This is a genomic window from Verrucosispora sp. WMMC514, assembly GCF_027497295.1.
In the GTDB taxonomy this organism is placed as follows: domain Bacteria; phylum Actinomycetota; class Actinomycetes; order Mycobacteriales; family Micromonosporaceae; genus Micromonospora; species Micromonospora palythoicola.
Map to the genome: position 1 here is coordinate 2,120,793 of NZ_CP114906.1, position 26,867 is coordinate 2,147,659.

The window sequence follows — 26,867 nt, forward strand, 5'->3', positions numbered from 1 at the left end:
AAGCCCCTCTGTCCGATGTCGACCCGTAGCGGGTGAGCTGCTACTTGTCGTCGCCGCCGAACAGCGTCTTGACCATGTCGTCGGTGTCGACCGTGCCCTCGACCGCGCCCTTGACGGTGGGCCCGAGCACCTCGACCAGCGGCACCAGATCCGCGGCGAGGTCGAGGACCCGCTGCGCCGGCTGATCGTCGCCACCGAGGTAGGTCTTGTTGAACTCGGTGCCCGGCTCGTCGTCACCCCACGGACGGTCGCCGTTGAGCGTCGTGATGGTCGCGGCGAGGTTCTGCCAGGTCATGGCGAGCCGGGCACCGGCCGCGCCGAGTTCGTTGGCACCCTCCAGGGCAGCGTCGGGCTTGACGAAGGTCTCGCGTAGCTCGCTCATCGCCGTTCCTCCCCGGGCAGTTCGCTGTCGAGCTGACGGAAGATGCCGTCGAGATCGTGATCGATGTACGCCTGAAATTGGCTGTCCGGTACGAACGGTCGAACCAGCTTCTCGACCTCGGCCATGGCCTGCTCGGTCGCCCGCCGGATCGTCTCGGTGACCGTGGCGGAGAGCTCCTTCGAGTTGGGCCGGCGGTAGATCCGCGGATCGAACTCGACCTTCGTCACCTGGCCACGGGGACCGACCGTGACGGTGACCAGGCCGTCTTCGGAGGTGACGGTGGCCTTCACCGTCTTGAGCTGTTGCTGGAGATCGCCGACACCCGAGCGCATCCGCTCGAACTGCGCCATCAGCTCGTCGGCCCGAGCGCGCAGCGCCTGTACGTCCATGGCGTTCCTCCCCGCGCAGGTCCCAACCGCCATCCAGACCGGGGCGTGACAACTCGACCATACTGAATGGGCACGACATCGGTGTGCCCGGTTCGGCTGCCGCCCGCCGCTAGGATGCTGCGGGACCGGTTGACGGGAGGCGTACAGACATGTTCCGGCACCGTCCTGTGGCGACGTCCACGCTGCTGGGAGCCATGTTGGCCGCGACGCTGACGGTTCCCATGGCGAGCCCGGCGGCTGCCGCACCGGCGATTTGCGACAATCCGAGCGATCCGGGAGAGGTCAACACCGAGACGCCCTGGCATCAACGGTGGCTCGCCCCGCAGCGGGTGTGGCCGTTCAGCACCGGAGCGGGAGTGCGGGTCGCCGTTGTCGACTCCGGCACCGACAGCAGCCACCCTCAACTGGCCGGCCGGGTGGCCACCGGCTTCGACGCCCTACGCGGCACCCCCGGCGGCGATGTGGACTGCGTATCCCACGGCACCGCCGTGGCCAGCATCATCGCCGCCCGGCAGCAGGACGGGGTCGGCTTCCACGGTCTGGCGCCGGATGTCACGATCGTGCCGATCCGGGTCAGCGAACGCAACGCCAACGAGGGCCCGGGCGCGGGCGGCGACACCGTGACCGGGGCTGTCTTCGGGCAGGCCATCCGGCGCGCAGTGGACGACGGTGCCGACGTCATCAACCTGTCGGTGACGCTGTACCAGCCGGACCCGGACGTGGAGCAGGCCGTGCGCTACGCGTTGGAGAAGGACGTGGTGCTGGTCGCCGCCGCCGGCAACCAGCATCAGGACGGCGCCCGCCCGGATCCGCTGCCCTACCCGGCGGCCTACGACGGTGTGATCGGTGTAGGCGCCATCGACCAGTACGGTGCACGGATCCGGCAGTCCCAGATCGGGCCCTACGTGGACATCACCGCCCCGGGTGGTGCGGTGGTCGCCGCCACCCGGCTGGTTGGGCACAACACCTTCGACGGGACCAGCTTCGCCGCACCGATGGTGAGTGCGACCGCCGCCCTGATCCGCGCTGCGGAGCCGAACCTGTCGGCCCGCGACGTCGCCAAGCGGATACTTGCCACCGCCGACCCGGCCCGGGGAGACGCCGCACGCGGCTACGGCAGCGGGGTGGTCAACCCGTACCGGGCGGTCACCGAACGGCTCACCACCGGGGAACCGGTGGCCCAACCTCCACTGCCCGATGTGCCGTACGACGCGGCGGCGCAGGCTCGCGCGGAGCGCTGGGCGGTGTTCGGTCGACTGGCGCTCTGGATCGGCCTCGCGCTGGCCACGGTTGCGGTAGGAGTCGCGGTGCTGGCCGCACTGCTGCCGCGTGGCCGCCGTACGCGGTGGCGACCCACCCGTCCATCGGCCTCTGCCCCGACGGAGCCCGAGATCGACGAGCCGGAGGAAGTCTTCTTCCGGGTACCGAGTTCGATGCCGCGCGGCTGACGCGGTCGTGCTGGTCGTCGGACGGTGGCCACGCGCTACCCGCGCAAAGGGTGATGGCCCGGCGCGGGCCGGGCCATCGGGTGCTGTGGTGCGGGTTCTCAGCCGCCGAACTTCGCGCGGTTGGCCGCCTCGCGGGCCTGCATCTTCCCGGCCGACTCGCGCAGCGCCTTCTCGATCCGACCAAGCAGGTCACGGAGGTCGTTGGCGGCCGACTCCCACTCCGTCTGCCGCTGGAAGTACGCCTCGCGGGCGTCACCGTCCCAGGTGGCGAGCAGCGGGGCGATGCCGGACTTGAGCCCGTCCAGTTCTCCGGTCAGGTTCCGGACCGCTCCACTGCAACTGTCCGCCGCGGCGTTCAACCCGGCGAAGTTGTACCGAATCTCCGTCATGAGTCTTCTCCCCCGTCAGAGCTTCAGCGCAGCGGTGATCTGGCCGGCGGTGGCACCCGCGCTGTCCATGTCGGCCCGGATCTCCTCGTCGCTGACGTCGTAGTCCTTACCGGCAGACCCGACCGCTTCGGCGATCGCCCGCAGCGCGACGTTGAGGCGGGCCATGTCCTGGTCGAACCGCTCCCGCACCTGCTGGAAGGAACCGGCACCCGCGCCCCTCCACTGGTCGTACAGCGGCGCGAGCTGGTCCATCAGCGAGTTGAGATTGCTGGTGAGCCGATCGGCGACGGCATCGACGTCACCCTCGGTCTTCAGCATCAAGCCGGTGTCGGTGTTCATCGACATGGCGGAAGTCACCCCCGTCCTCAGTTGATCGCCCCGATCCATCGGGGCGCCCGGTCAGTCGGTGCTCACGCACCATCGTCATACGAACGGTAACGGGTCGTGTCCAGCCCGCGCTAGACCGTGACTCATTCCGGTTCTCCATTGTGGCTGGTCAGATCACTCCGGGTCGAGCGCGAGTTTCGCCGTCGTGGGATCGAGTACGGGACCTGCTGGCAGCCGGACCACCAGGCTGGCGGGCAGCCGGACCGGTTGCACCTCCGAGTAGCCGAGGATGGCGGGCACCCCCTCGGAAGCGAGCGGGTAGCGGTGACCCAGGTCGGTGACCAGGTTGAGGGTGCCCGGCTCCTGGTCCGGGGAGGAGACCGCGGCAACCAGGACGCCGTGACCCGGCTCGATGACGACCCGGTCGGCGAGTGGAATGCCGTCACCGGTCTGCTCACCGGTGCGCACCGGCTCCCGCACCGCTTGCACCTGCGCGTCGAGCAGCAGCGTCGGCTCGTCCGCGCCCGGTTGGTAGGCGGCGCAGATCGCCGGCTGGTCGCCGGCCAGCCGGGCGATCTCCGGCCGCTGCTCCGGCGCGCGATGCCGGCCCTGCGCCGGCGCGTCCGCCTTGGGCGCCGCCGCGGCGGTACCGGCAGCCAGTTCGATCGGGTAGGGCCTGGCCTCGCCCGGGTAGGCCAGCTGGGTCTCCGTGTCGGCCATCACCACATCCGCCTGAAGCGGGGTGATCGGCACCAGGCGCGTCCGCTCGGCGAGGTAGTACTGGCGGCTGCCGCCCTGACTCTCCACCACGAAGACCTGGCCGACCCGGGCGTCCGGCAACGCGGTCGAGGATGCTCCCCGGTCGGCCACCCGTCGAGGCGCGATCGGCTCACCGGCCGGCAAGGCGTTCAGCCACGCACCGCCCACCTCCACCACCGGCTCGGCGCTCAAGGTGAGACCCTCCAACACGATCTTCTCGCTGCGGATCTCGTACCGGTGGTCGTGCCAGACCAGGTGCAGCCGGTCCGTCTTGCGGTCGCGTACCAGCAGGGCGCTGTCACCCGGATCCCGTCCACCGCCGGGCGCCCGCCCGACGGTGAGCACGGTGGTCGCGACGACACCGCCGGCCGCGTTACGCGCCGGCTGGGTGCAGAGAGTCCAGGGCCCGTCCAGGATGCGGTTGGCCGGGGGCAGCGCGTCCGGGGCGAACGGAATGCCGATGCGCGGGCCCCGCGGGGTGCCGACGAGCGAGTTGCGGGAGACCGAGACGGTCGGTGCCGCGGTCTCCATCGCCAGCAGCGCGGAGGCGTAGTTGAGCACCGGGTGCAGCCGGCCCTCCCGGTACAGGTAGCGGGTGCCGGTCTCCTTCTCCAGGATGACCGCGCCGCCCTCCTTCCACTTGGTCGCACCGCCCGGCCGCAACAGGCCGTACACCCCCACCGCGGCCAGACAGAGCACGGCCACCATGACGCTGGCGAAGCCGGCGCCACCCAGTCGGCGGAACGGCGCCGCCTCCGGATCGGGCTCGCGCGCCACCAGCGCGGAGGTCATCCGCTGAACGAAGAACTGGTACGACTGGACCTGGTCCCGCCGCGACGGCATGGCAGCCTCCCCTGGCGTACGCCCGCACGGTCACGAGCGCCGGACCGCGGTGCCTACCATAGGCACGGCGTCGAGCCGCCCGGTGCCCGCATCCGGCGTCGGCCGGCGGAACCGACGACGGCAGCCCGAGGAGTCCTTCGATGATCAGCCGCGACGAGGCCCTGGCCATCGCCCGTGAATGGGCCAGTGCGGGCAAGCCGGGACCCGCGCCCGAAGTCGATCTGTACGAGTTCGACCTCGGCTACGTCGCCTGGCGCGTTCTCCCGGCCGCGCCCCCCACTGAAGGGCCACCCGCGCCGCCCTCTGCCACCGGGTATCCCCTAGCCGTCGTCGATCGGGAGACCGGTGAAGTGTCCAGCTGGCGTTCCCTGCCGCCGTCGCTGGTTGCCGAGGAGTACACGCAGCACCGGGCCGCCGAGGGACGTTTTCCGCCCGACGTGCGGTACGTGTTGGACAAGGCAGGCTGGTATCCCGGCCGAGACGTGACCTCGGCGGTGAACCACTGGATGGCCCGCTTCGCCGACGAGCTGGCCGGGCTCGAGTGCTCACCCGTCGCCCGAGCCGCCCTGGTCGAGTTCGGTGGTCTCCAGTTGCCGCAGTTCGGTGGTCACGGGGAGCCGGGCGGCGGTTACATGAGTTTCATCCATCCCACAGTCGGTGGTGTGGTGACCGACAAGGCGCATGCGTTCTCCGAGGATTTCGACAATCCCGTCTTTCCGCTCGGCAACAACGAGGACGGACCGTCCGAGCTTGTCGTCGATGCGCAGGGGCGGGTCTTCATGCTGCACTGGGCCGACGACTTCTTCGTCGGCCCGGACATCGACACCGCCATCGTCAACCTGATCCGAGGTACCGAGATGTCCGAGGCCAGCGACCGCGACTGGTGAGCCCGACCTGGCCGCGAATTACCCTTGGCCGTCGTCGAGGGACAGGTCAGCCCGAGGAGTCCGATGATCAGCCGTGACCAGGCCCTGGCCATCGCCCGCGAATGGGCCAACGAGCAGACGGCGTTCGATGTGAACCTGTTCGAGTTCGATCTCGGATATGTCGTCTGCCTGGTAGAACCCGTAGCCGTCGCGACTGACGGTCCGCTGCTGCCGCCGTCGTCCACCGGGTACCCCCGCCTGGTCATCGACCGGGAGACCGGCGAGGTTTCCCAGTGGTCCTCGCTGCCGTGGCAGACCATCGCCGAGCGGTACGCGCAGCGCCGAGCCGCCGAGGGACGCTTTCCACCTGACGTGCGGCAGGTGCTGGAGCACGCTGGCTGGTTCCCTGGCCGCGACCTCAGCGCGGCGGCCGACCACTGGATGGTCCGCTTCGCCGACGAACTCGCCGGGCTGGCGTGCCCGCCGGTCGTACGCGCCGCCCTTGCGGAATTCGGCGGCCTGCAGCTGCCTCAATTCGGCCGAAGTGGCCGACTGGGCGGCGGCTTCACCAGCTACATCCACCCAACGGAAGGCGGGGTGGTAACGGTGGCGGCCCGGGCCTTCGCCGAAGAGTTCGACAACCCCGTCTATCCGATCGGGAACAACGAGGACGGACCGTCCGAACTGGTCGCCGACGCGCAGGGGCGGGTGTTCATGCTGCACTGGGCCGACGACTTCTTCGTCGGCCCGGACATCGACACCGCAATCGTCAAACTGATCCGCGGCGGCCCCATGGCCGAGGCCCACGATCGCGACTGGTGACGGAGGCGTCAGCCGTTGATCGCCCGCATGAACGCGTACAGACCCAGCACGCTGCACGCGACCGGCACCACCGCCAACTGGAGCAGGATGTCGAACACATCGCCGAGCCGGGCCAGTCGGGGCGAAGGCGCGCGCCGGCTGTAGGCGAGCCCGGCGGCGGCCGACAGTCCGGCCGCGACCAGGGCGATCGGCAGCACGGCCAGCACCCGCGCCCCGGTCGACGCGTCGGCCGCACCGATCAGGGGCAGCAGGCCCAGGCCCACCAGACCGACGGCCAGCATCGGCACCCGGTGTCGGACCGTCGACACCAGTCGGGCGCGCAGCAGGTAGCCCAGCGAGATGATGCCGGCGAGCAGCAGGGCGGAGAGCGTGCCGGTCGCGGTGAGTACGACCAGGCCGGCGATGGTGACGACGAACGCCCCGAAGACCATACCGGTGAAGACCTCGTCGGCTCGGGCGGTGGCCTGGTAAATCACCTCCCGCTTCGGCTGCGGCTCGTCGCGCAGCAGGTCCGCGGCGGTACGCGGCAGCGCCGGCATCGGCATCTTGCCGAGCCGTACGGACAGCAGCGGCATGGCCGGCAGCAGCAACACCACCGCACCGACGACGATCGCACTGCCCTGTGCGGCGTCCATCGAGCCGAGCGCGATCAACCCGCCGACCATGCCCCAGAAGCCGACGAAGACGACGGCCACGAAGACCCTCGTCGCGTCGCCCACGCCGAGCAGACCGAGCAGCCCGGACAGCAGCAGCACAGCGGAGCCGAGCAGCACGTGCGGGGCACCCAGCGCCCAGACCGACTCACCGGTGCCGATCACCAGCACACCGCCGACGAAGGCGTACGGCAGCCCGGCGGCGGCGACGACCGCACCGGCGAGCGAGTCGGCCATCGCCCGGGACAGCACGATCCCGCAGACCAGCAGCAGGCCGGCCGCGCCGAGGGCCACCGCACCGCCGAGCCAGCCGGGCTCCTCGGACGTCACGATCACGACGAGGCCGAGCAGGAGCAGCACGCCGGCCACGATCAGGCCGGTCAGCCGGGTCGCGAAGGGACTCCAGGCCACCCCGCGCCGTCGGGCACCGTCCGCGACGGCTTCCATCAGGTCGTCGTACGCCAGCTCCGGCCACTCGGTGCGCCGCGGCACCAGGTGCAGCGTCTCGCCGTCGCGAACGTTCTGCACGGCGAGCGTACGGGCCAGGTCGACCGGACTGCCGTCGCCACGTCGCAGCATCCAGCCTCCGTGACTGGTGCCGTCCGACGGCTCCTCGTCGGCCTGTCGGAGCACCGCGGGCAGCAACCCGACGAGCGGCAGGTGCTCGGGCAGGGCGAGATCCAACCGGCGGTTGGGGGCGACGACGGCGATGCGCGCGAGTCCGGTTCCGGCCTGGGTGACCACTATCGACCCCTCGGTACGAGGAGCGGGCCGGCGGCCCGCGGCTGTCCTGACGGGCAAAGGCTACCTACCATGTGCCGGTGACGCGGGGGCGGTTCACCGCGCCGCACCGAGGCGACGGAGGTCTGTCACGTGAGCACGGTGGTCGTCAAGCGACCTGCCCGCCAGCCGGAGCCGGAGTATCCCTCTGGCGAGGTGCTGCTGGACGCGCCGCCCGAGGTGCCCGCGCCGAGCGGCAAGGCGTGGGGGCAGATGCTCATGCTGCTGCCGATGCTCGCCGGCTCGTTCGCGATGGCCCTGATGTTCGCCGGCCGGGGCGGATCGACCCTCGGGTACGTCACCGGTGGCCTGTTCGGACTCTCCGCCATCGGGATGCTCGGGTCACAGTTGACGAACAACTCCGGCGGACCGGGCAAGCAGGAGATGCTGCAGAAGCGCCGCGAGTACATGACACATCTGTCCCGTCAGCGGCGCCGGGTGCTCAAGACGATCCGCAAGCAGCGGGAAGCGGCGTTCTACCGGCACCCCGACCCGGACATCCTCTGGTCCCTGCCGCTGGGCCCCCGGCTGTGGGAGCGTCGTCGTGGCGACGTGGATTTCGCCACCGTACGCATCGGCCTGGGGCCGCAGGAGCTGGCTACTCCGCTGGTGCCGCCGCCGGCCACGTCGCTGGAGAAGCTGGAACCGATGTGTGCCCTCGCGCTACGCCGGTTCCTCACCACCTACGGCGAGGTGCCCGACCTGCCGGTGACCATGGCACTCAACGGATTCGCCCGGGTGCACCTGCGCGGTGACACCGACGCCGCCCGGGGCATGGTCCGGGCGGTGCTCGCCCAGGCCACCGCGTTCCATGCGCCCGACGACATGCTCGTCGCGATCTGTGTGGCGCCGGACCGGCGGGCGGACTGGGAATGGACGAAGTGGCTGCCGCACGCGCTGCACCCGTCCCGCACCGACGCGCTCGGCCAGTTGCGCCTGGTGGCACCGTCGGTCACCGGCCTGGAGGCGATGCTCGACGACGTGCTGGCCAGCCGGCCCCGGTTCAACGCCAGTGGCGGTACGCCCCAGGTCGCCGGGCCGCACGTGCTGGTGGTCATCGACGGTGGCGACACCGCCGGTTCGGATCATCTGATGACCGAGGGTGGGGTGGAGGGCGTCACCCTGCTCGACCTGTCCACGCCGGCGCCCCGCCTGCTCGATCGGGCCCGGCTGGTGCTGGAGGTGGCGGCGGACCGCGGGTTGCACAGCATCACCGTGGACGGTCCGGCCGAGATCGGCCGGGCCGACGAGTGCCGGGTGGCCGAGCTCGAGGCGTTGGCCATGCAACTGGCTCCGCTCCGCCTCTCCGCCGCCTCGCGGGGCGGGGGCGACACTCCGCTCACCACCGAGCTGGGCCTGGCCGAGCTGCTCGACATCGGCGATCCGTACGAGTTCGACGTGGATCGGGCGTGGCAGCCGCGCCCCAACCGCGACAAGTTGCGGGTGCCGATCGGGGTGGGTGCTGACGGTGGGCCGGTGGAGCTGGACCTCAAGGAGTCGGCACAGGACGGCATGGGGCCGCACGGGCTGCTGATCGGCGCGACCGGTTCCGGCAAGTCCGAGCTGCTGCGCACGTTGGTGCTCGCGTTGGCGGCCACCCACTCCTCGGAGAGCCTCAACTTCGTGCTCGTCGACTTCAAGGGTGGTGCCACCTTCACCCGGCTGGACGGCCTACCCCACACCAGCGCGGTGATCACCAACCTGGCCGACGAGTTGCCGTTGGTGGATCGGATGACCGACTCCATCAACGGCGAGCTGGTCCGTCGGCAGGAGCTGCTCCGCGCGGCCGGCAACTACGCCTCACAGCGGGACTACGAGAAAGCCCGGACGGCGGGCGCACCGCTGTCGCCGCTGCCGAGCCTGCTCATCATCTGCGACGAGTTCTCCGAACTGCTGACCGCGAAGCCGGACTTCATCGACATGTTCGTGCAGATCGGTCGGGTCGGTCGGTCCCTCGGGGTGCACCTGCTGCTGGCGAGCCAACGTTTGGAGGAGGGTCGGCTGCGGGGACTGGACACGCACCTGTCGTACCGGATCGGTCTGCGGACCTTCTCGGCGATGGAGTCGCGGGTGGTGCTGGGGGCCACCGACGCGTACGAGCTGCCCCGGTCGCCGGGGCACGGATACCTGAGGTTCGGCACCGAGCCGCTGATCCGGTTCAAGGCCGCGTACGTCTCCGGCACCTACCGCAGCAAGACGGCGGCGGCGGTCGCCGCCGGCGACGGCGAGGACCGGGTCCGGGAGTACACCACCAGCTACGTGGCACCCCCGGTGACCCGCACTCCCCGGGAGGAAGTTGCGCCGGAGCCGGCCGACGGGATGGGCGAGAGTGTGCTGGACATCCTGGTCGGTCGGCTCGCCGGTCGGGGCAAGCCCGCGCACCAGGTGTGGCTTCCCCCGCTGGCCGAGCCGCCGACGCTGGACCAGCTGCTGCCTCCGATGACGGCCGATCCCGCTCGTGGCATCACCGTCGCGCACGCCGGCCTGCTCGGCGAGTTGCAGGTCGCGGTCGGCATTGTCGACAAGCCGTTCGATCAGCGCCGCGACGTGCTCTGGTTCGACCTGGCGGGTTCGGCCGGCCATGCGGTGATCGTCGGCGGCCCGCAGAGCGGCAAGAGCACCCTGCTGCGGACGGTCGTCACCGCCCTGGCACTGACCCACACGCCACGGGAGACCCAGGTCTACTGCCTCGACCTGGGCAGCAGTGCGCTGTCTTCGCTGCGCGACCTGCCGCACGTCGGCTCGGTGGCGACCCGCCTCGACGCCGGCCTGGTCCGGCGTACCGTCGCCGAGCTGCAGCTGCTGATGGGTGAGCGGGAGCGGCGGTTCGCCGAGCGCGGGGTGGACTCGATGGCCGAGTACCGACGGGCCCGACGGCACGGCCAGCACGACGACGACCCGTTCGGCGACGTCTTCCTCGTCATCGATGGTTGGGCCACGCTGCGCACCGAATTCGAGGACCTGGAACCGACGATCAACGACATCGCCAACCGGGGTCTCTCCTTCGGCATCCATCTGATCGTGACCGCGAGTCGGTGGATGGACCTGCGACCGGCCGTCCGGGACGTCTTCGGCACCCGGCTGGAGTTGCGGCTGGCCGACGCCAGCGACTCCAACCTGGACCGGCGGGCGGCGATGAACGTGCCGGAGAAGTCACCGGGCCGGGGTATCACGCCGGACGGGCAGCAGTTCCTGGCGGCGTTGCCGCGAGCGGACAGCGCGCAGGAAGCGGAAAGCCTGCCCGAGGGCGCACGGAAGCTGGTCACCGATCTGGCCGCCGCCTGGCAGGGGCCGGGGGCGCCGCCGATCCGGCTGTTGCCACCCGTGGTGCCGTACGGCAGCCTGCCCAACACCGGCCGGCCGGGGATCCCGATCGGTATCGCCGAGGTGGACCTTCAGCCGGTGCACGTGGACTTCGCCGCCGATCCGCACTTCATCCTGTTCGGTGACGGCGAGTCGGGTAAGAGCACCTTCCTGCGGGCGCTGGCGCAGACGATCGTCGACCGCAACGAGCTGACCGAGGCTCGGCTGGTCATCGTCGATTACCGGCGAAGCCTGCTCGGCGACATCGACACGCCGCACCTGATCGGGTACGGCTCGACCGCCCAGGTCACCGAGAGCATCGTCACCGAGGTGGCCACGGTGATGCGCGACCGGCTACCACCGCCGGACATCAACGCCGAGCGGCTGCGGGCCCGCGACTGGTGGAAGGGTCCCGACCTGTACGTGCTCGTCGACGACTACGACCTGGTGGCCGGCGCCGGGAGCAACCCGTTGACCCCGTTGCTGGAGTTCCTGCCGCAGGCCCGCGACATCGGCCTGCACGTGGTCATCGCCCGGCGTACCGGCGGTGCCAGCCGGGCGCTGTACGAACCGGTGCTGATGCGGCTCCGGGAGATCAGCACGCCCGGCATCGTGATGTCCGGCAACCGGGACGAGGGGGTGCTGCTCGGCACCGTCCGGCCGGGGCCGCTGCCGCCGGGCCGGGGTTGGCTGGTGTCCCGGCGCGGCGGTACCCGGTTGGTGCAGCTGGTGCACCTTCCGCCGCGCTCCTGAGCCCGGTACGGGGTTGCCCGATCGGGCTACTGTCGGCCAGAGTGGACTTACAGAGCGCGGCTGCCTGACCCCCGACCAGTCGGAGATGGAAGCAACCGCGCCGGCATCGTGTGAGCGAACGGGGGAGGGGACATGGGCGACGAATGGCTCGTCGACGAACAGATCGACGTCGACATCCAGCAGCTGAAGGACTTCGCGCTGGCCATCCAGCGGGAGATGGAGACCAACTTCCAGCCCAGCTTCGACAACGGCCTGCGCCCCATGCTCACGGTGCAGGCACCGTTCGGTGGCGGCGGGATGAAGGAAGCCGCGTTCTTCCGGGGCCGACACGACGAGAGCCGGATGTCCATCTCCCACCTGATGGCCGACGTGATGAAGGGCCTGACCGCGCTCAGCATGGCCGCGATGTCCATCTCGGCGGAGTATCTGACCGGGGACGCGCTGGCCCAGGCCACCAACGACGACGTCTACAACGCGTTCTCCGCCGTCGACGGTCAGGACACGCTCAGCGGCCGATGGCAGGAGGGCGCGGAAAACCCGGCCGACGCGGTGCCGGAGGCGGCGCTGAACCCGGAGCCGATGAATCCCTACTACGGCCTCGACGCCTGCCCCACCGGGGAGCAGAGCGAGGAGACCCCGGAGTGGGCGCGGGCGGAGGTCGTCGGTGAGGGCTCGGGCACGTATCTGATCCACGGTGACAGCGAGCGCATGCATGGCGACGATCTCCAGCTGAACCAGTCGGATCTCCGGTGACGGTGTCAGGGGCGAGGCCTGAGGAGCGGGGATGAGCGACGACTACTACGGCTGGCAGCCGGTCAGCTATCCGATGTACTCCGGCGTGTCGGACGACTACGCCGCCGAGCGAGCCGCCGGGGCCACGCCGTACGAGCCCACGGCCTGGGACTCGGTGAACATCGAGCAGATGTGGGAGTACGTCCGCAAGGAGAGTGACGAGCGGACGACGGCACTCGCCGACATGTGGCGGCGAGCGGCCAGCCTGCTGCAGACCACTCGGGACAATCTCAAGCGCCACGCCGACTCCCTGGACGCCCGCTGGCAGTCACCCGCGGCACGGGTCTTCATGTCCCGCGTGGGTGCCACGCTGCACTCGCTCGACGAGTGGAAGGAGGTGGCCAGCAACAACGCCACCGGCCTCGACCAACTCGCCAGCAAGATCGGGACTGCCCAGCGGGAGATGAAGACGCTCTGGGAGGAGTACCGGGCCGAGCAGATCCGGCAGGGGGAGCGCCGGACCAACGACGAGGGCCTCCAGGCTGTCGACCTCGTCGAATGGGTCCCCGGTGTCACAGGCAATGACGCCAAGTCGTACGAGGACGTGCAGAACGAGTACCACCAGCGCGCCAAGAACATCACCAAGCCGCTGGCGGACCTCTACATCGACGTCTACATCTCCAATATCTCCCGGGGCGGGAAGTTCAAGGGCCCGATGGACGCGGTCATCAAGAACCCGTCCCAGATTCCTGGGCCCGGTGTCCCGGGAGCACCCCCGCCCGGCGCGCCCGTGACCGGTGTCGCGCCGAACCGGCCGGACATGCCCAACCGGCCGGACATGCCGACGAATCCGCAACTGGGGGAAGGGCCGACCGGGCCGGCCGCCCCGCCGCCGGCCAACCTGCCGGCGGGCGTCGGCCTCGCCGGCGGTACCGCCGCGCCCGTCGCGCCACCGCCGACCGCCCCGCCGGTGACCACCGCGCCGACCACCCCCGTGGCACCCGGCCCGGCAGTGGTACCGCCGGTCGGGCCGCGGCCGGTGAATCCCGGCCTGACCGCACCGAATTCGGCGGCGAGACCGAACACCCCGCGAACCACCCTGCCGGGTGCCGGTGGTGCAGGCGCACCCGGCGGCCGAGGGCCGGGACCCAACCGTCCGACGCTGCCCGGCGCCGGCGGTCCGGGCGGTGGGTCGGGCGCACCGCCCGCTGGCCGGCGGGGCACCGCGCCGAACCGACCGACCCTGCCGGGCAACACCGGAACCGGCGCCCCCGGTGGTGGTCGCGGTCGGTCGGGCCTGGGCGGCCGGCCGGGTACTCCGGCCGCACCGCCGCCGTCGAGCCCGCGGCTGCCAGGATCCACCGCCCGCCCCGGCCAGCTCGGCGCCGGCCCGGGGCGCCCCGCCGCACCCCCGCCGAGCCTCGGCGGGCAGCGGGGTGCCACGTCGGGCCGCCCGGCCAGCACCGGCTCCCCGTTGAGCGGCAGGCCGGCAAAGCCGGCGGCCGGAAAGCCCACGGCGGGCCAGCCACCGGTCGGCAAGCCCGCCACCGGCGGAGGTACCGGCGGTGCGCGGCCCGATCTGAGCGGACGCGCCGGTGCGGGCGGCGCTCGGCCCGCGCCCAGCACCGGCCCGGCACCGTCGCTGGGTGGCCGACGCGGCGGGCCGTCCGCCGCCGCCCCGCGCAACGGTGCGCCACGCGATGGAGACCACGAGACCGGGGCGTACGGCGAGGGCGACGACGAATTGTGGGTCACCGAGTCATCCGCAGTCGGTGTGGTCGAGGCGCCGGTCGAACACCGGCCCGGCGAGCAGGGCAGGGCGCTCGGCCAGAGCTGACCGGGGGCGGGCCGGTCACCCAACCCTGGGTGCCCGGCCCGTACCATGCGGTGACCGTCCAATCCAGGCTGTCCGGCACGGCGGCCCACAAAGGAAGGCTGACGGGCATGCGTGTCCTCACCCGATCGGCAGCCGCCGCGCTCGCCAGCGCGAGTGTCCTGGCTGCCCTCGTTCTGCCCGCCGCACCTGCGGCGGCGGACTCAGTGCGCGACGACTCGTGGCACGTCAAGTCCCTCGAACTGGCCGAACTTCACAAGATCACCCAGGGCGAGGGCGTCACCGTCGCGGTCATCGACACCGGGGTGGACGCGAACCATCCGGACCTGCGCGGCAACGTCCTGCCTGGCCTGGATCTCTACGACGACCGCACCAAAGGTCGCGTCGACCGCCAGGGACACGGCACCGGCATGGCCTCGCTGATCGCCGGTCACGGGCACGGGGCCGGGGGCCGCGACGGGGTCCTCGGCGTCGCACCGAAGGCCAAGATCCTTCCGGTGACCATCAAGAAGGACGGCGCACCGCTGATCGCACCGACAGCGCTCGCCGCCGGCATCAACTGGGCGATCGACGCCGGTGCCGACGTGATCAACGTGTCGCTGTCCAGCAGCTTCAACGACGAGTTGAACCGGGCGGTCGAGCGCGCCTATCGGAGCAACGTGATCGTGGTCGCCGCCGCCGGCAACGACACCGACATCCTCGTCGGCCACCCGGCCGCGCATCCCGGCAGCCTCGCCGTCAACGGGGTCGACAGCAAGGGGGCCATCAGCAAGGAAGCCTCCGTGGCGGGCACCCTGGACAACCAGGTCAGCATCGCCGCACCGGGTCAGGACATCGTGCAGGCCGTACCCGGCGGCCGCTACCAGACCACCACCGGCAGCAGCAGCGCCACCGCCATCGTCTCCGGTGCCATGGCCCTGATCAAGGCCAAGTACCCGGACTTGAGCGCCTATCAACTGTTCGCGCGACTGCTCGAGACCACCTTGGACGCCGGCGAGCCGGGGCGCGATTTTTACTACGGTTGGGGCGTACTCGACCTGCGGGAGGCATTGACCGGAGAGCCCGACGGGCGCGGTAGCCGTACCGCGCCAGCCAGCGAGCCGGAGATCGACGACCCGCTCGCCGCCGCGCGGGCAGCCGGAAGCGACGGTCCCGACTACGAGGAAATCGTGATCGTTGTGCTGGTCTGGGTGGTCTTCCTCGCCCTGCTCGTCGGCGGGGTGGTGGCCATCGTCAAGCTCCGTCGCCGCGCACGGCGGCGTCGTGAGGCGAGGGCCGCCCCGGAGCCGGCGCTCGCCGGCGGCGGGATCGCGGCACCACCGGCTCCGGGCGCACCTGGTGGCCCGACCGATCTCCCGGCTCGCTCCCCCCACACCGGCGACGCCGCCTGGCGCCGCCCGTCCGAATGACGAGCGGGGGCGGACGAATGCAGATCACTCCATCGCCCCCACCCGGGGTCGGCCTCGCACCCGTGCCCGGCCGGCGGCCGGTAGTCGTCACCATCGCCGCCCTGCTGATGCTGCCCTCGATCGTCACCTGGCTGATCGCCGGGTTCGCCTTCTTCCGGGCGATGCTGCGCGCCGAAGGCGACGGGCTGGGCAAGATCCTGGTGGTGGGCATCGGTGCCGGCGTACTCGCGATCGCGTTGCTTGTGGTGCTGCTCGCGGCCATGGGGATCTTCATGGCCTGGACCGGCGACAATCCCGCCGGGCTGGCCGTGCCGGCCGGGTTCACCTTCGGGCTCTTCGTCGTCGTCATCGTGACGCTGCTGGCGCAGGGCAAGCTCAGCTATCAGCCGACGATGGTCACGCCGCTGGTGGTGGGCGGGCTTGCCGGCGTGTCGCTCGTCCTGATCAAGAGTCCACCGGCGCGGGCCTGGTTCGCCAGCCGCGGTGGCTAGCAGCTAGGCCGGGGACCAGCGGCGGGCGGCGGCGTCGAAGCGGGCCAACAGTTCGTCCCGGCCGTCCGCGTGCAGGCAGCGCAGCTCGGTGCCGTCCGGTACGACAATCGACTCCATCCGCGGTTGGCCCTGACCCCACTCGTCGGGCGTGGCCTCGCCGGGCGGCCAGCGCAGCACCGCCACCCACTCGTCGGACTCCTCGAACGGAGAGCCCTCACCGAGCAGCCCGAGCCGTCGGTACAGCCGGGTCGGTGTGTCCCGTCCCGGTCCGTGCCAGGCGTGCACCAGTCCAGCCGCCCGGTCGTATCCGCCGTCCAGGTAGGACGTCAGGTATCGGTGCGGAATGACAAGTTGCAGCAGCAGCGGTGCGGCAGGGTCGGGATCGTCATCATCGGCTTCGGGTGCCGGACGGGGCACCGGCACCCCCACCGCCGACGGATCGGCGTATCTGGCCGTGTCGCGGCGCGCCTGTTCCTGCTTGGCTGCCTCGTCGATCACCTGTCGCAACTCGCCGAGCCAGTCGCGCAACGTCAGCAGCGCCTCGCCGGGTAGCGCCGCGGCCAGCGGCGTCTCCGGATTCAGCAGCAACTGCCAGGAGAGGTCCGGCCAGTGGTCGGTGAGCTGGAGGCTGCTGACCAGCACGAGGTCACGCTCGCCCAGGACCTGTCGCAGCCGGGCTTCCGAGCTGAACACGGGCAGGCTGACCCGGCCCTGCTCGTCGGGCAGGGTCCACCACGGAAACTCGGGATCGGACAGGTCGCGGGTCGCCGGTCCGTCCGGGTCCACCGGCAGCACCAGTTCGGCTCGGAGCAGTGCGGCCATCAGGGCGTTCGGGTCCTGCCGGCGGACCGCCTCGCGCAGCGGTCGCTCGGCCTCCACTACCGGCTCGGCCAGGGCCCTGAGTTCGTCAGCGGCCAGCCGGACGCCGATCGGCAACCCGGCGTCGATCGCCAACATCCATTCGTCGTCGGGCCAGTCGACGGCGAGGTCGACCAGGCCCGACACCCGGTAGCTCACCGACCGGCCGGGCAGCCCGGCGGCGATTGCCGCCGGTGAGGTGTACGCGAGCACGTGCGTGACGCCGTCGTGCTGGCCGGTCGCCCAGGCCACCGTTTCCCGGCCGGCCGCCGCAGCCGGCGACACGGGCAGCAGCAGCGGACCGGCGACGAGTTCGGTCAGGAAGCCTTCCCGGTCGTCGGCCTCCGCGGCGGCCAACAGCGCGCGCTCGGCGGCGGTGGTCGGCTGCCAGCCGGTCACCAGGTGCCGTCCGCCCGTACCCGCTGGGGGCGATGACCGAGCACGAGCGTGGTGAGCGCCTCGTCGAGACTCGCGCCGAGGAACCAGTCCCCGGTGTGGTCCAGCACGAACACCCGGCCGTGCTCGTCGAGAGCGAGGATTCCGCTGCCGTCGCCCTCCTCACCCAGTGGGCTCAACGGCGCGCCGATCGCCTCGGCGAGCTCGGCGAGGGTCTCCACCGAGTGCCGCACCAGGAACGGGTCGAGGTGGACGTCGCTCGGCGCGACCTGTTCACCTTCGCCCTGCGGGCTCACCCGCAGGCCACCGAACTCGGCGTACGCCTCGATCGCCCGATCCGTGACGGTGTGCTGACGACCACCGGGGGTGGCGTGGGCGGCGATCCGCAGCCCCCACTCGCGGCCTCGGCTCTGGTCGGACCGGTCGGGCGACCAGCCGGCGGCGGCGAGGGTCTGTGCCACCAGGGGCGGAAAACGTTCAGTCATGTCAGCGCCTCCACACCGAACCAGTCCAGCAGCGCGGCGCAGGAACGGCAGGGCGGCTGCACCTGGCCGTGGTGCGGGTCACCCTCCTCCCGTACCCGGGTCACCCGGATCTTCGCGCCCCACAGCAGCGCGCGGGCTCGGGCCGCGTCGAGCGGTGGGCCGCCGGCCTCGGCCGCGTAGAGCCGGTCGGAGATCAGCACCGCCTCGGCGCACCAGCCGGTATAGCGCTCGCGTTGCTCGACGGGCAGCCCGTGCAGGAAACGCCGGACCACCGGATGCAGGTCGGGGGCGAGATCGCCGCGTACCGAGGTGTGCGTGTGGACGGTGCCGTCGGCCAACAGCGCGCCGGCCGCCAGTGGCAGCATTCGTGGCTGCGCCATCCCGTCCTCCCGGTTGTCGACAGGGGATTCCCGGCGAGGTTTCGCCCGGCCCGCCAGCGAGCCTAACCGTCACCGGGTGCCCGACGGGGGTGGTGTCCGGGCACCACTGGCATCGAGGGGCTCACACCGCGTCGACCGCCTGGGATATCGTCGGTCCAGCCCCCTCCTCGCCGTCCAGAGCCGGAGCCATGACGCGCACCCTTCTCGTCTCCCCGGACCAGCCCGGTGCCTACCCGTCCATCGGGGAGGCACTGGCGGTGGCCACCGACGACGCGGTCGTCTCGGTCAGCCCCGGCACCTACCACGAGGCCCTGTTCGTCAACGATCGTGCCGTCACCGTGGTCGCGGCGCAGGGCCCGGGCACGGTCACCATCGACGCGTCCGCCGGGGCTTACCCGACGGTCTCCTGCAACTCGGGTCGGTTGGAGCTGCGCGACCTGGTCCTGAAGGCGGGTGACGCACCGGTCGTGGTGGCCGACCGGGCGAGGCTCACCATGACCGGGTGCGAGCTGAGCGCCGGCTTCGGCGCGGCGATCCAGGTGGCCGGCCGGTCCGAGTTCACCCTCGACCGTTGCCGGGTGACCGGCGGACGGTACGGCCTGGTGGTGGAGGATTCCGACGGTAGCGTCGAAGGCTGCGAGTTCACCGATCTCAGCGAGGACGGCATCATCGTGCGGATCGGCGCGGCCCCGACCATCCGCACCAGCACGGTGACCCGCTGCGGCAACCGGGGCATCTACATCTACCAGTACGGCCGGCCCACCATCGAGACCTGCGACATCTCCCAGACCGGACAGGCCGGTGTGGCGGTGGTCCATCAGAGCGCCCCGGTGCTTCGTCGCTGCCGGATCCGCGACACCCGCGGGCCGGCGGTCTCCTTCGCCCGGGGTTGCCGCGGCACCGTCGAGGAGTGCACCACGGAGAACACCGGCCAGCCGGCGATCGAGATCGCCGAGGGAGCCGAGCCGACCGTCGTCGAGGGCACCGTGAACCGGAAGGCCGCCTTCGGCGCCGACGCCGCCCGCGCGACCACCGGTCAGGACGCCGCCCGGGTGGAGAAGCTGCTGGCCGAACTGGCGGCGATGGTCGGCCTGGAGTCGGTGAAGGAGGAGGTACGCGCTCTCATCGACGAGATTCAGGTCAACGAGTGGCGGCGCAGTGCCGGGCTGCCCGTCGGTGCGGTCAGCCATCACCTGATCTTCGCCGGCGCCCCCGGCACCGGTAAGACCACGGTGGCGCGCATCTACGGTGACCTGCTGGCGGCGTTGGGCGCACTGCCCGGCGGCGCCTTCCGGGAAGTCTCCCGACGTGACCTGGTCGGCCAGTACATCGGCCACACGGCCGAGAAGACCGCCGCCGCGTTCGAACTGGCGCGTGGCGGTGTGCTCTTCATCGATGAGGCCTACACCCTGTCCCGGTCGTCGGGCACCGGCGGCGACTTCGGGCAGGAAGCCATCGACACGCTCGTCAAGCTGATGGAGGATCACCGCGACGAGATCGCCGTGATCGCGGCCGGCTACACCGGTGAGATGCTGCAGTTCCTCGATGCCAACCCCGGTCTGGCCTCCCGCTTCGCCAAGACCGTGGAGTTCGGCAACTACTCCCCGGAACAGTTGGTCGTCATCGTGGAACGAATGGCCGGCGGCGACGAGTACCTGCTCGCCGACGGCGTCTCCGAGGTGCTCCGCGAGCACTTCGGCACCATCGAGCGGGACCAGAACTTCGGCAATGCCCGGGAGGCGCGCAAGCTCTTCGAGGGTGTCCGGAAAGCGCAGGCCCAGCGGTTGCGGCAGTCCGGCCAGCGACCGAGCCTCGACGAGTTGCGGACCGTGACCGTGGCCGACGTGCGCGTCGCGATCGGGCGATGACGATGCGGCGCCGGGCAGGGAGGGACGCGCGGTGACGCATCCGGGTGCGGCGCAGCCGGGCGAGCCGGGTTGGCAGCATCACCCGGGGGCGGCGGCACCGCCGCCGCAGCAACGCCTGCCCCAGCCGGGCGCGGTGCCGGCACCGACGCTCGGCGGCACCGGGCCCGGACACAACTGGGCGGCCCAGCGCGGGCCGGGCCGGGCCACCGTGGGCACCGCGTACACCAGTCGGGCCGCCGCTGCGGCACCGGCCGCCGTCGCCGCGCCCGCCGCTCGGTCACCGGAGAGCCGGGTCGCACCGCAGGCCACGGCCGCCGCGACGGGACAGCCCGTCGCGGGGGTCGCCGCCGAGGACGCCGCGCCGGTCCCGGTGGTACGCCCACACCGACGGCAGCCGCGCGTCGGCGGGATCCACGTGGCTCAGCTCGTGGCCTGGCAGGCCGGCGCGGCGGCGGTGCTGGCGGCCACGCCGCACGGCCTGCCGCTGACCATCGCCGTGGCCGCCGTAGCCGTACTGCTGCTCGCTCCGACGATGGTGCGCCGCCGGGGCCGATGGCTCCACCAGTGGCTGGCGGTGTGGTGGGCGTACCGGGGGCGCAGTCGACAGGTGGTCGACGCCGGGTCCGACGGCCCCTGGCAGTTGCTGCGCCACCTGGAGAGCACCGTCGAGCTTGATCAGGTCGAGATCGACGATCAGCCGGCCGTGCTGCTGACCCACCGGGGCGGGCTCAGCGCGGTGCTGGAGGTCGATCCGACCGAGGGTGCGCTGCTCATGGGCGCGCCACAGGCCCTGCCGTCGCCGGTGGCCCTGCTGCCCGCCGCCGACCCGGCGACGCCGGTGGTGACGGTCCAGGTGCTGATCCAGGTGACGCCGGCACCCCGTGCCCGGGCGGCGGCGGTCGACCGGGCGTACCGCGAGCTGACGAACGGTGGCGTCCCGGCCAGCCGGCAGGCATGGGTGGTGTTGCATGCGCCGCGGACCCCCGATTTCCATGCCAACCGCGACCTGCGGCCGGCGCTCACCGCGGCGATCCGGCGGACCCGCCGTCAGCTGCGGCAGGAGCGGGCGACGGCCCGGCTGCTGAACCGGGACGAGGTGCTCGCCGCGGTCGCCCAACTGACCCATCTCACCGGCGGTGCGGTGGGTACGGACCGACCGTTGGCCCGGGAAGGCTGGCGGAACTGGTCGGTGCAGGGTGTCCCGCAGAGCTGTCATCGACTGCTCGCCTGGCCCGGCCGGGGGTGGGAACTGGACCCGCTGCTGCGTGGGCTGCCCGCCGCAGCTGGCGTGGTGTCGGTCTCGGTGGCTCGGGAGAATGATCGACCCGGTGACGACGACGCTCTGGTGGAGGTGGCGTTCCGGCTCATCGGCGCCGACCCGGCCGCGCTGGCCGCCGCCGACAACGCGCTCGACCGGGCGATCCGCGATCACGGTGGTCGGCTGCAGAGACTCGACGGTGAGCACGCCCACGGCGTGGCCGCCACCCTGCCGTTGGGAGGCTTCCTGCGATGAACGGCGTCGCGTTTCCCGGCAGCCGGATGGGGCTGCACGTCGCGGACGGTGCCGCCGTCGCCGGGCTACGGCTGGTCGCCGGTGGCGGTGGGCTGGTCGTCGGCCGTAACCGTCAGCAGGAGCCGGTGGGACTGCGGGTGTTCCGGGCCGAGCCGACCCGGCTGATGCTCACCGGCGGGGTACGCGCGGCCGAGCTGCTCGCCTTCCGGTCCCTGGCGCTCGGCGCCCGGCTGTTCATCCAGACCGCGCGGGAGCAGGAGTGGGACGCCCTGCTGCGGCGTTGCGTCATCGGCCGGGAGATCGCCTCGTTCCTGCCGCCCGGTGTCGCTCCTCCGGTGCCGGCCACACCCACCGAACCGCAGCTCGTGGTGATCGACACCGGGCCGGTGACCGGGCCGGACACCAATCTCAGCGCGCCCTGGCGGGCCACCCTGGTGGTCCGCGACGACCTGGCCGGCTGGGACGTCGAGGTCCTGGTACGCAGCGACATCGTGGTGCTTCAGCGGCTCACCGAGGCCGAGGCCGCCACCGCCGCGAACGCTCTCGGTCTGGCCAGCGTGCAGAGCTGGTTCACCCAGTTGCATCCGGAGATGGTCGGTTTGATCACCAGGGGCAAGGTGCAGTGGGTGATGCTCAGCATGACCGGCACCGAGCGTCAGCTGATCGGCCCCGTCGCCCGGGCGGGCTGACCGAGGACCGGCGTCACGGTCTTTGCCGCATTGGTACACCCGGCGGCTCCCGCATGGACACCGGTGCCGCTTATCCTCCGACGGTCTACTCCCTTCGGAGGCCGCTTACATGCAGCGCACAAGAAGTACCCGACTACTCACAATCCCGGGCGTACTGGTCACCGCCACCACGCTCATCCTCTCCAGTGGCACCGCAGCCGCCGCAGACCCGGCGCCCACCGTGCCGTTCATCAGTGAGATCCACTACGACAACGTCGGCGCGGACACCGGCGAGGCGATCGAGATCGAGGGGCCGGTCGGCTTCGACCTGACCGGCTGGCAGATTGTCCTCTACAACGGTGCCAACGGCGCGGCGTACGGAACCCGGACGTTGGGCGGCGCGGTGCCGGCCTCGGGTGTGGTCGTCGAGTCGTACCCGGCGGACGGCATCCAGAACGGCGCCCCCGACGGCGTCGCGCTCGTCGCGCCCGGCGGTGACGTCGCCGAGTTCCTGACCTACGAGGGCACCTTCGCCGCGGTCGGCGGACCGGCGAGCGGCCGGACCGGGGTGGACATCGGGGTGCAGGAGACCGCGTCGACCCCGGCGGGCCACTCGCTCCAGAAGATCGACGGAACTTGGCAGGCGCCGGCGGCGAACACCTTCGGGGTCCGCAACGCCGCGCCCGACCCGGATCCCGATCCGGACCCGACCGGCTGCACCGTCACCGTCGACCACACCATCGCCGAGGTACAGGGCACCGGTACGGCCACGCCGCTGGCCGGCAGCCGGGTGACCGTGGAGGGTGTCGTCACCGCCGACCACCGCACCGGTGGCTACAACGGGGTGTACGTGCAGACGGCGGGCAGCGGTGCCGAGCGCCCGGTCGCCGCCGGCACCGCCTCGGACGGCATCTTCGTGTACCTCACCAGCAACACCGCGAACCACCCGGCGGTCGCCATCGGCGACCGGGTCCGGGTCAGCGGCACGGCGAGCGAGTTCAACGGCCTCACCCAGCTCACCGTCGCGGCCCGGACCGACGTGCAGGTGTGCGCGCAGGGTGCGCCGCTGCCGGCACCGGTCCCGGTCGAGCTGCCGCTCGACGAGGCCGCCCGCGAGTCGGTCGAGTCGATGCTGGTCGCGCCGGTCGGCGCGTACGCCGTCTCGGAGGTGTACAACACCAACCGGTACGGCGAGGTGGCGCTCACCGCCGGTGACCAGCCGGCCCGGACGCCTACCGACGTGGCCCGCCCCGGCTCGGACACCGCGCAGGCCCTGGCCGCCGAGAACAAGCTGCGTCGCCTGCTGGTCGACGACGGCCGGACGACCAACCTGGCCACCGCCGGGCTGCTGCCGCCGTACGTCTCGCCGGCCAGCCCGTTGCGGGTCGGTGACCAGGTGGAGGCGTTCGGCCCGTCGGTGCTGTCGTACGGCTTCAACGAGTGGCGCCTGCAGCCGACCCGCCCGGTCGACGCGGACACCGCGCCGGCCGCCCGCACCACGTTCAAGGCCACCAACCCGCGGACCGCCGGACCCGTCGACGTCGGCGGCGACCTGCGGGTGGCCAGCTTCAACGTGCTGAACTACTTCGTCCACTTCGGCGGCGACGCCCGGGGTGCCGCCGACGAGGCGGCGCTGGCCAAGCAGGAGGCGAAGATCGTTTCGGCGATCTCCGCACTGGACGCCGACGTGGTGGCGCTGGAGGAGATCGAGAACTCGGTCCGGTTCGACGCCGAGGATCCGCAGCAGGCGCTCAAGCGCCTGGTCGCCGCCCTGAACAGCGAGGACGGCGCGGGCACCTGGGACTACGTACGCACTCCGGCCGAGCTGCCGAGCGCGGCCGAGCAGGACGTCATCACCACGGCGATCATCTTCAAGCCGGCCAAGGCGCAGCCGAAGGGCCCGTCGCGGTCGGTGAACGACGAGACGGTGTGGTCCAACGCCCGCGAACCGATCGCGCAGACGTTCACCGCCGGCTCGGTGGACTTCGTCGTGGTGGCCAACCACTTCAAGTCCAAGAGCGGCGCCGGCACCGGTGACAACGCCGATGCCGGGGACGGTCAGGGCGGTTGGAACGGTGACCGGGTCCGGCAGGCCGGGGCGCTGGCCGCCTTCGTGGACCAGGTCAAGGCGGACAGCGGGACCGACGACGTGCTGCTGCTGGGTGACTTCAACGCGTACACCCAGGAGGATCCGATGCAGGTCCTCTACGACGAGGAGTACCGCAACCTCAACGACACCGGGAAGACCAGCTACGTCTTCAACGGTGAGTCCGGCTCGCTCGACCACGCGCTCGCCTCGCCGTCGCTGGCGTCGCGGGTCACCGGTGTCGACGTCTGGCAGATCAACGCGGTCGAGTCGTACGCCTTCCAGTACGACAGCCTGGCCGCGTTCTACGCACCGGACCCGTACCGGGCCAGCGACCACAATCCGCTGGTCGTGGGCATCGACACCGGGGTCGACACCGGTCCGGTGGACCTCCAGTTGTTGAGCATCAACGACTTCCACGGCCGACTGGAGTCGCCGGCCACCGTGGGGGGTCAGCCGGTCGGCGGTGCGGCTCAGGTCGCCGGTCTGGTGAACCAGTTGCGGGAGCAGAACCCGAACACCGCGTTCGTCTCCGCCGGTGACAACATCGGTGCCTCCACCTTCATCTCGGCGATCGACGACGACAACCCGACGATCGACGCGTTGAACCAGGCCGGCCTGCTCGTCTCGGCGGTCGGCAACCACGAGTTCGACAAGGGCATGTCGGACCTGACCGGTCGGGTCACCGACCGGGCCGACTTCCCGTACCTGGGTGCCAACGTGTACCGGGGTGACACCCGGGCGCTGCCGGCGTACGCGGTGGACACCATCGGTGGCGTCCGGGTCGGCTTCATCGGCGTGGTCACCGAACAGACCGCCTCGCTGGTCAGCCCGGACGGCATCGCCGGCATCACCTTCCGCGACCCGGTGGCCGAGGCCAACCTGGTCGCCGGCCAGCTCAAGGACGGCAACCCGGACAACGGCGAGGCCGACGTGGTGGTGCTGCTCGCGCACGAGGGCGCCGCTACGGAGAACATCGACTCCCCCGAGGCGTTGGCGAACGACCCGGTCTTCGGCGAGTTCACCCGCGCCGACGCCACCGTCGACGTCATCTTCAGCGGGCACACCCACCAGCCGTACGCCTTCGAGGTGCCGGTTCCCGGCACCGACAAGCTGCGGCCGATCGTGCAGGCCGAGGATTACGGCAAGCGGCTGGGCAAGGTCACGCTGACCTTCGACCCGGAGGCGGGTGCCATCACCGCCGCCGACGCGTCCCTGGTGGACGTCGTCGGCGCACCGCAGGATCCGGCGGTGGCGGAGATCGTGGCCGCCGCGAAGGTCCGGGCGCAGGAGCTGGGTCAGCGCAAGCTCGGTGAGATCACCGCCGACATCCGGCGGGCGTACACCGACGGCAACGAGGATCGGGGCAAGGAGTCGGCGCTTGGCAACTTCATCGCCGACGTGCAGCTCGCCGGTACCCGCGACGCCGGCCGGGGCGGGGCGCAGATCGCGTTCATGAACCCGGGCGGTCTGCGGGCCGACCTGCTGTACGGCGAGGACGGCACGGTGACCTACGCCGAGGCCTTCGCCGTCCAGCCGTTCGCCAACGACGTGGTCACCAAGACCTACACCGGTGCCGAGATCAAGCAGGTGTTGGAGCAGCAGTGGCAGCCGGCGGGCGCGTCCCGCCCGGTGTTGTGGCTCGGCGTGTCGGAGGGCTTCAGCTACACCTACGACCCGCAGGCCGCCCAGGGTTCGCGGATCACCTCGATGAAGCTGAACGGCACGCCGATCGACCCGGCGGGCAGCTACCGGGTGACGGTGAACTCGTTCCTCGCCGCCGGCGGGGACAACTTCACCACCCTCGGCGGCGGCACCGACCCGGTGACCACCGGCGACAACGACCTCACCATGTTGGTCAACTACTTCGCCGCCAACTCGCCGGTGACCGCGGACACCGAACCGCGGTCGTCGGTCGGCCAGGGTGGTCCGGAGTGCACCACCACGATCACCGGCAGGCACGCCAGGCCGCTGCTCGTGACCACCGGTCTGACCTGCGTGGAGAACGCCACGATCGCCGGCCCGGTGTCGGTCGCCGCGGGGGCCTCGCTGCGGGTGACCGGCGGCACCATCAACGGCCCGGTGTCCGCCATTCGGCCGGTACTGTTCGAGCTGTCCGGGACGAAGGTCTCCGGTCCGGTCATGGTGATCGGCGCCACCGGCGACCTGAAGATCAGCAAGGCTCGGATCAACGGACCGTTGGCGCTGGTGGCCAACCTCGGTGGGGTGCGGGTCGACGGAGTCACCGTCAGCGGCCCGGTGGGCGTGACCGGCAACTCCGGCAGCCAGCCGGTGGTCGTCGCCGCGAACACCGTCAGCGGCCCGCTGGCCTGCTTGGGCAACACTCCGGCCCCGGTGAACGAGGGTCGGGCGAACACGGTGCGGGGCCCGGCCTGGGGTCAGTGCGCACGCCTGTGACCGGTAGGTGACAAC

21 protein-coding genes are annotated in these 26,867 nt (G+C 71.5%); 12 read left to right on the forward strand and 9 right to left on the reverse strand.

Translation table 11 applies throughout. The features are described from left to right. Nucleotides 1–40: 40 nt before the first annotated feature. Entirely contained in the window at nucleotides 41–382 is a 342-nt protein-coding gene (locus O7597_RS09615) for a hypothetical protein (protein WP_269740824.1), read from the reverse strand. Next, on the reverse strand, nucleotides 379–771 hold the full coding sequence (locus tag O7597_RS09620; RefSeq protein WP_099852692.1) for a YbaB/EbfC family nucleoid-associated protein: 393 nt from the start codon (nucleotides 769–771) through the stop codon (nucleotides 379–381). The genes O7597_RS09615 and O7597_RS09620 overlap by 4 nt, the downstream gene beginning before the upstream one ends. A gap of 149 nt (nucleotides 772–920) precedes the next feature. Between O7597_RS09620 and mycP (O7597_RS09625) the strand changes: the two genes are divergently transcribed. Beyond that, the gene (gene mycP / locus O7597_RS09625; protein ID WP_269740823.1) at nucleotides 921–2,219 is read left to right on the forward strand and encodes a type VII secretion-associated serine protease mycosin; all 1,299 of its coding nucleotides are present in this window, start codon (nucleotides 921–923) and stop codon (nucleotides 2,217–2,219) included. Between the two features lie 98 nt (nucleotides 2,220–2,317). On the opposite strand, the gene O7597_RS09630 is transcribed toward mycP (O7597_RS09625), so the two are convergent. The 3 genes from O7597_RS09630 to eccB all read right to left on the reverse strand — a co-directional run bounded on the left by O7597_RS09630 (nucleotide 2,318) and on the right by eccB (nucleotide 4,537). Next, a complete protein-coding gene (locus O7597_RS09630) occupies nucleotides 2,318–2,608 on the reverse strand; it encodes a WXG100 family type VII secretion target (RefSeq protein WP_164449590.1) in 291 nt (96 codons plus the stop codon). Between the two features lie 15 nt (nucleotides 2,609–2,623). Beyond that, a complete protein-coding gene (locus O7597_RS09635; RefSeq protein WP_164449591.1) occupies nucleotides 2,624–2,953 on the reverse strand; it encodes a WXG100 family type VII secretion target in 330 nt (109 codons plus the stop codon). A gap of 156 nt (nucleotides 2,954–3,109) precedes the next feature. Beyond that, nucleotides 3,110–4,537, reverse strand: a complete 1,428-nt coding sequence (eccB, locus tag O7597_RS09640) for a type VII secretion protein EccB (RefSeq protein WP_269740822.1) — start codon at nucleotides 4,535–4,537, stop codon at nucleotides 3,110–3,112. 140 nt (nucleotides 4,538–4,677) lie between these two features. Here eccB and O7597_RS09645 point away from each other — a divergent pair, with 140 nt between their 5' ends. Both O7597_RS09645 and O7597_RS09650 read left to right on the forward strand, forming a co-directional pair. Then, on the forward strand, nucleotides 4,678–5,424 hold the full coding sequence (locus O7597_RS09645) for an SUKH-3 domain-containing protein (RefSeq protein ID WP_281582501.1): 747 nt from the start codon (nucleotides 4,678–4,680) through the stop codon (nucleotides 5,422–5,424). Nucleotides 5,425–5,487: 63 nt separating this feature from the next. Next, complete coding sequence (locus tag O7597_RS09650) at nucleotides 5,488–6,225, forward strand: SUKH-3 domain-containing protein (protein WP_281582502.1); 738 nt, start codon at nucleotides 5,488–5,490, stop codon at nucleotides 6,223–6,225. A gap of 8 nt (nucleotides 6,226–6,233) precedes the next feature. On the opposite strand, the gene eccD is transcribed toward O7597_RS09650, so the two are convergent. Continuing rightward, nucleotides 6,234–7,622, reverse strand: a complete 1,389-nt coding sequence (eccD, locus tag O7597_RS09655) for a type VII secretion integral membrane protein EccD (RefSeq protein ID WP_281582503.1) — start codon at nucleotides 7,620–7,622, stop codon at nucleotides 6,234–6,236. A 129-nt stretch (nucleotides 7,623–7,751) separates the two neighbouring features. Between eccD and eccCa the strand changes: the two genes are divergently transcribed. The 5 genes from eccCa (at nucleotide 7,752) to O7597_RS09680 (ending at nucleotide 16,180) form a co-directional block, all read left to right on the forward strand. Beyond that, the gene (gene eccCa, locus O7597_RS09660) at nucleotides 7,752–11,714 is read left to right on the forward strand and encodes a type VII secretion protein EccCa (RefSeq protein WP_281582504.1); all 3,963 of its coding nucleotides are present in this window, start codon (nucleotides 7,752–7,754) and stop codon (nucleotides 11,712–11,714) included. Nucleotides 11,715–11,846: 132 nt separating this feature from the next. Continuing rightward, entirely contained in the window at nucleotides 11,847–12,467 is a 621-nt protein-coding gene (locus O7597_RS09665) for a hypothetical protein (protein ID WP_281582505.1), read from the forward strand. 31 nt (nucleotides 12,468–12,498) lie between these two features. Continuing rightward, nucleotides 12,499–14,283 carry a hypothetical protein gene (locus O7597_RS09670; RefSeq protein ID WP_281582506.1) on the forward strand — a complete coding sequence of 595 codons (1,785 nt, stop codon included), beginning with the start codon at nucleotides 12,499–12,501 and terminating at the stop codon, nucleotides 14,281–14,283. A 107-nt stretch (nucleotides 14,284–14,390) separates the two neighbouring features. Beyond that, entirely contained in the window at nucleotides 14,391–15,689 is a 1,299-nt protein-coding gene (gene mycP / locus O7597_RS09675) for a type VII secretion-associated serine protease mycosin (protein WP_281582507.1), read from the forward strand. 17 nt (nucleotides 15,690–15,706) lie between these two features. Then, on the forward strand, nucleotides 15,707–16,180 hold the full coding sequence (locus O7597_RS09680; RefSeq protein WP_269740815.1) for a hypothetical protein: 474 nt from the start codon (nucleotides 15,707–15,709) through the stop codon (nucleotides 16,178–16,180). A gap of 3 nt (nucleotides 16,181–16,183) precedes the next feature. Here O7597_RS09680 and O7597_RS09685 read toward each other — a convergent pair whose 3' ends face one another. The 3 genes from O7597_RS09685 to O7597_RS09695 are packed head-to-tail and all read right to left on the reverse strand — an operon-like array spanning nucleotide 16,184 to nucleotide 18,299. After that, entirely contained in the window at nucleotides 16,184–17,440 is a 1,257-nt protein-coding gene (locus tag O7597_RS09685) for an SseB family protein (RefSeq protein ID WP_332317184.1), read from the reverse strand. Continuing rightward, on the reverse strand, nucleotides 17,434–17,919 hold the full coding sequence (locus O7597_RS09690; protein WP_281582508.1) for an SUKH-3 domain-containing protein: 486 nt from the start codon (nucleotides 17,917–17,919) through the stop codon (nucleotides 17,434–17,436). The genes O7597_RS09685 and O7597_RS09690 overlap by 7 nt, the downstream gene beginning before the upstream one ends. Next, nucleotides 17,916–18,299: a YwqJ-related putative deaminase gene (locus tag O7597_RS09695; protein WP_269740812.1), complete on the reverse strand. Its 384-nt coding sequence runs from the start codon at nucleotides 18,297–18,299 to the stop codon at nucleotides 17,916–17,918. The genes O7597_RS09690 and O7597_RS09695 overlap by 4 nt, the downstream gene beginning before the upstream one ends. A 188-nt stretch (nucleotides 18,300–18,487) precedes the next feature. On the opposite strand from O7597_RS09695, the gene O7597_RS09700 reads away from it, so the two are divergent. From O7597_RS09700 to O7597_RS09715, 4 genes are all read left to right on the forward strand, one after another. Continuing rightward, nucleotides 18,488–20,167 carry a right-handed parallel beta-helix repeat-containing protein gene (locus O7597_RS09700; RefSeq protein ID WP_281582509.1) on the forward strand — a complete coding sequence of 560 codons (1,680 nt, stop codon included), beginning with the start codon at nucleotides 18,488–18,490 and terminating at the stop codon, nucleotides 20,165–20,167. 31 nt (nucleotides 20,168–20,198) lie between these two features. Beyond that, entirely contained in the window at nucleotides 20,199–21,680 is a 1,482-nt protein-coding gene (eccE, locus tag O7597_RS09705; RefSeq protein WP_281582510.1) for a type VII secretion protein EccE, read from the forward strand. After that, nucleotides 21,677–22,369: a hypothetical protein gene (locus tag O7597_RS09710; protein WP_269740809.1), complete on the forward strand. Its 693-nt coding sequence runs from the start codon at nucleotides 21,677–21,679 to the stop codon at nucleotides 22,367–22,369. The genes eccE and O7597_RS09710 overlap by 4 nt, the downstream gene beginning before the upstream one ends. Before the next feature lie 109 nt (nucleotides 22,370–22,478). Next, nucleotides 22,479–26,852: an ExeM/NucH family extracellular endonuclease gene (locus tag O7597_RS09715; RefSeq protein WP_281582511.1), complete on the forward strand. Its 4,374-nt coding sequence runs from the start codon at nucleotides 22,479–22,481 to the stop codon at nucleotides 26,850–26,852. Nucleotides 26,853–26,867 lie beyond the last annotated feature (15 nt).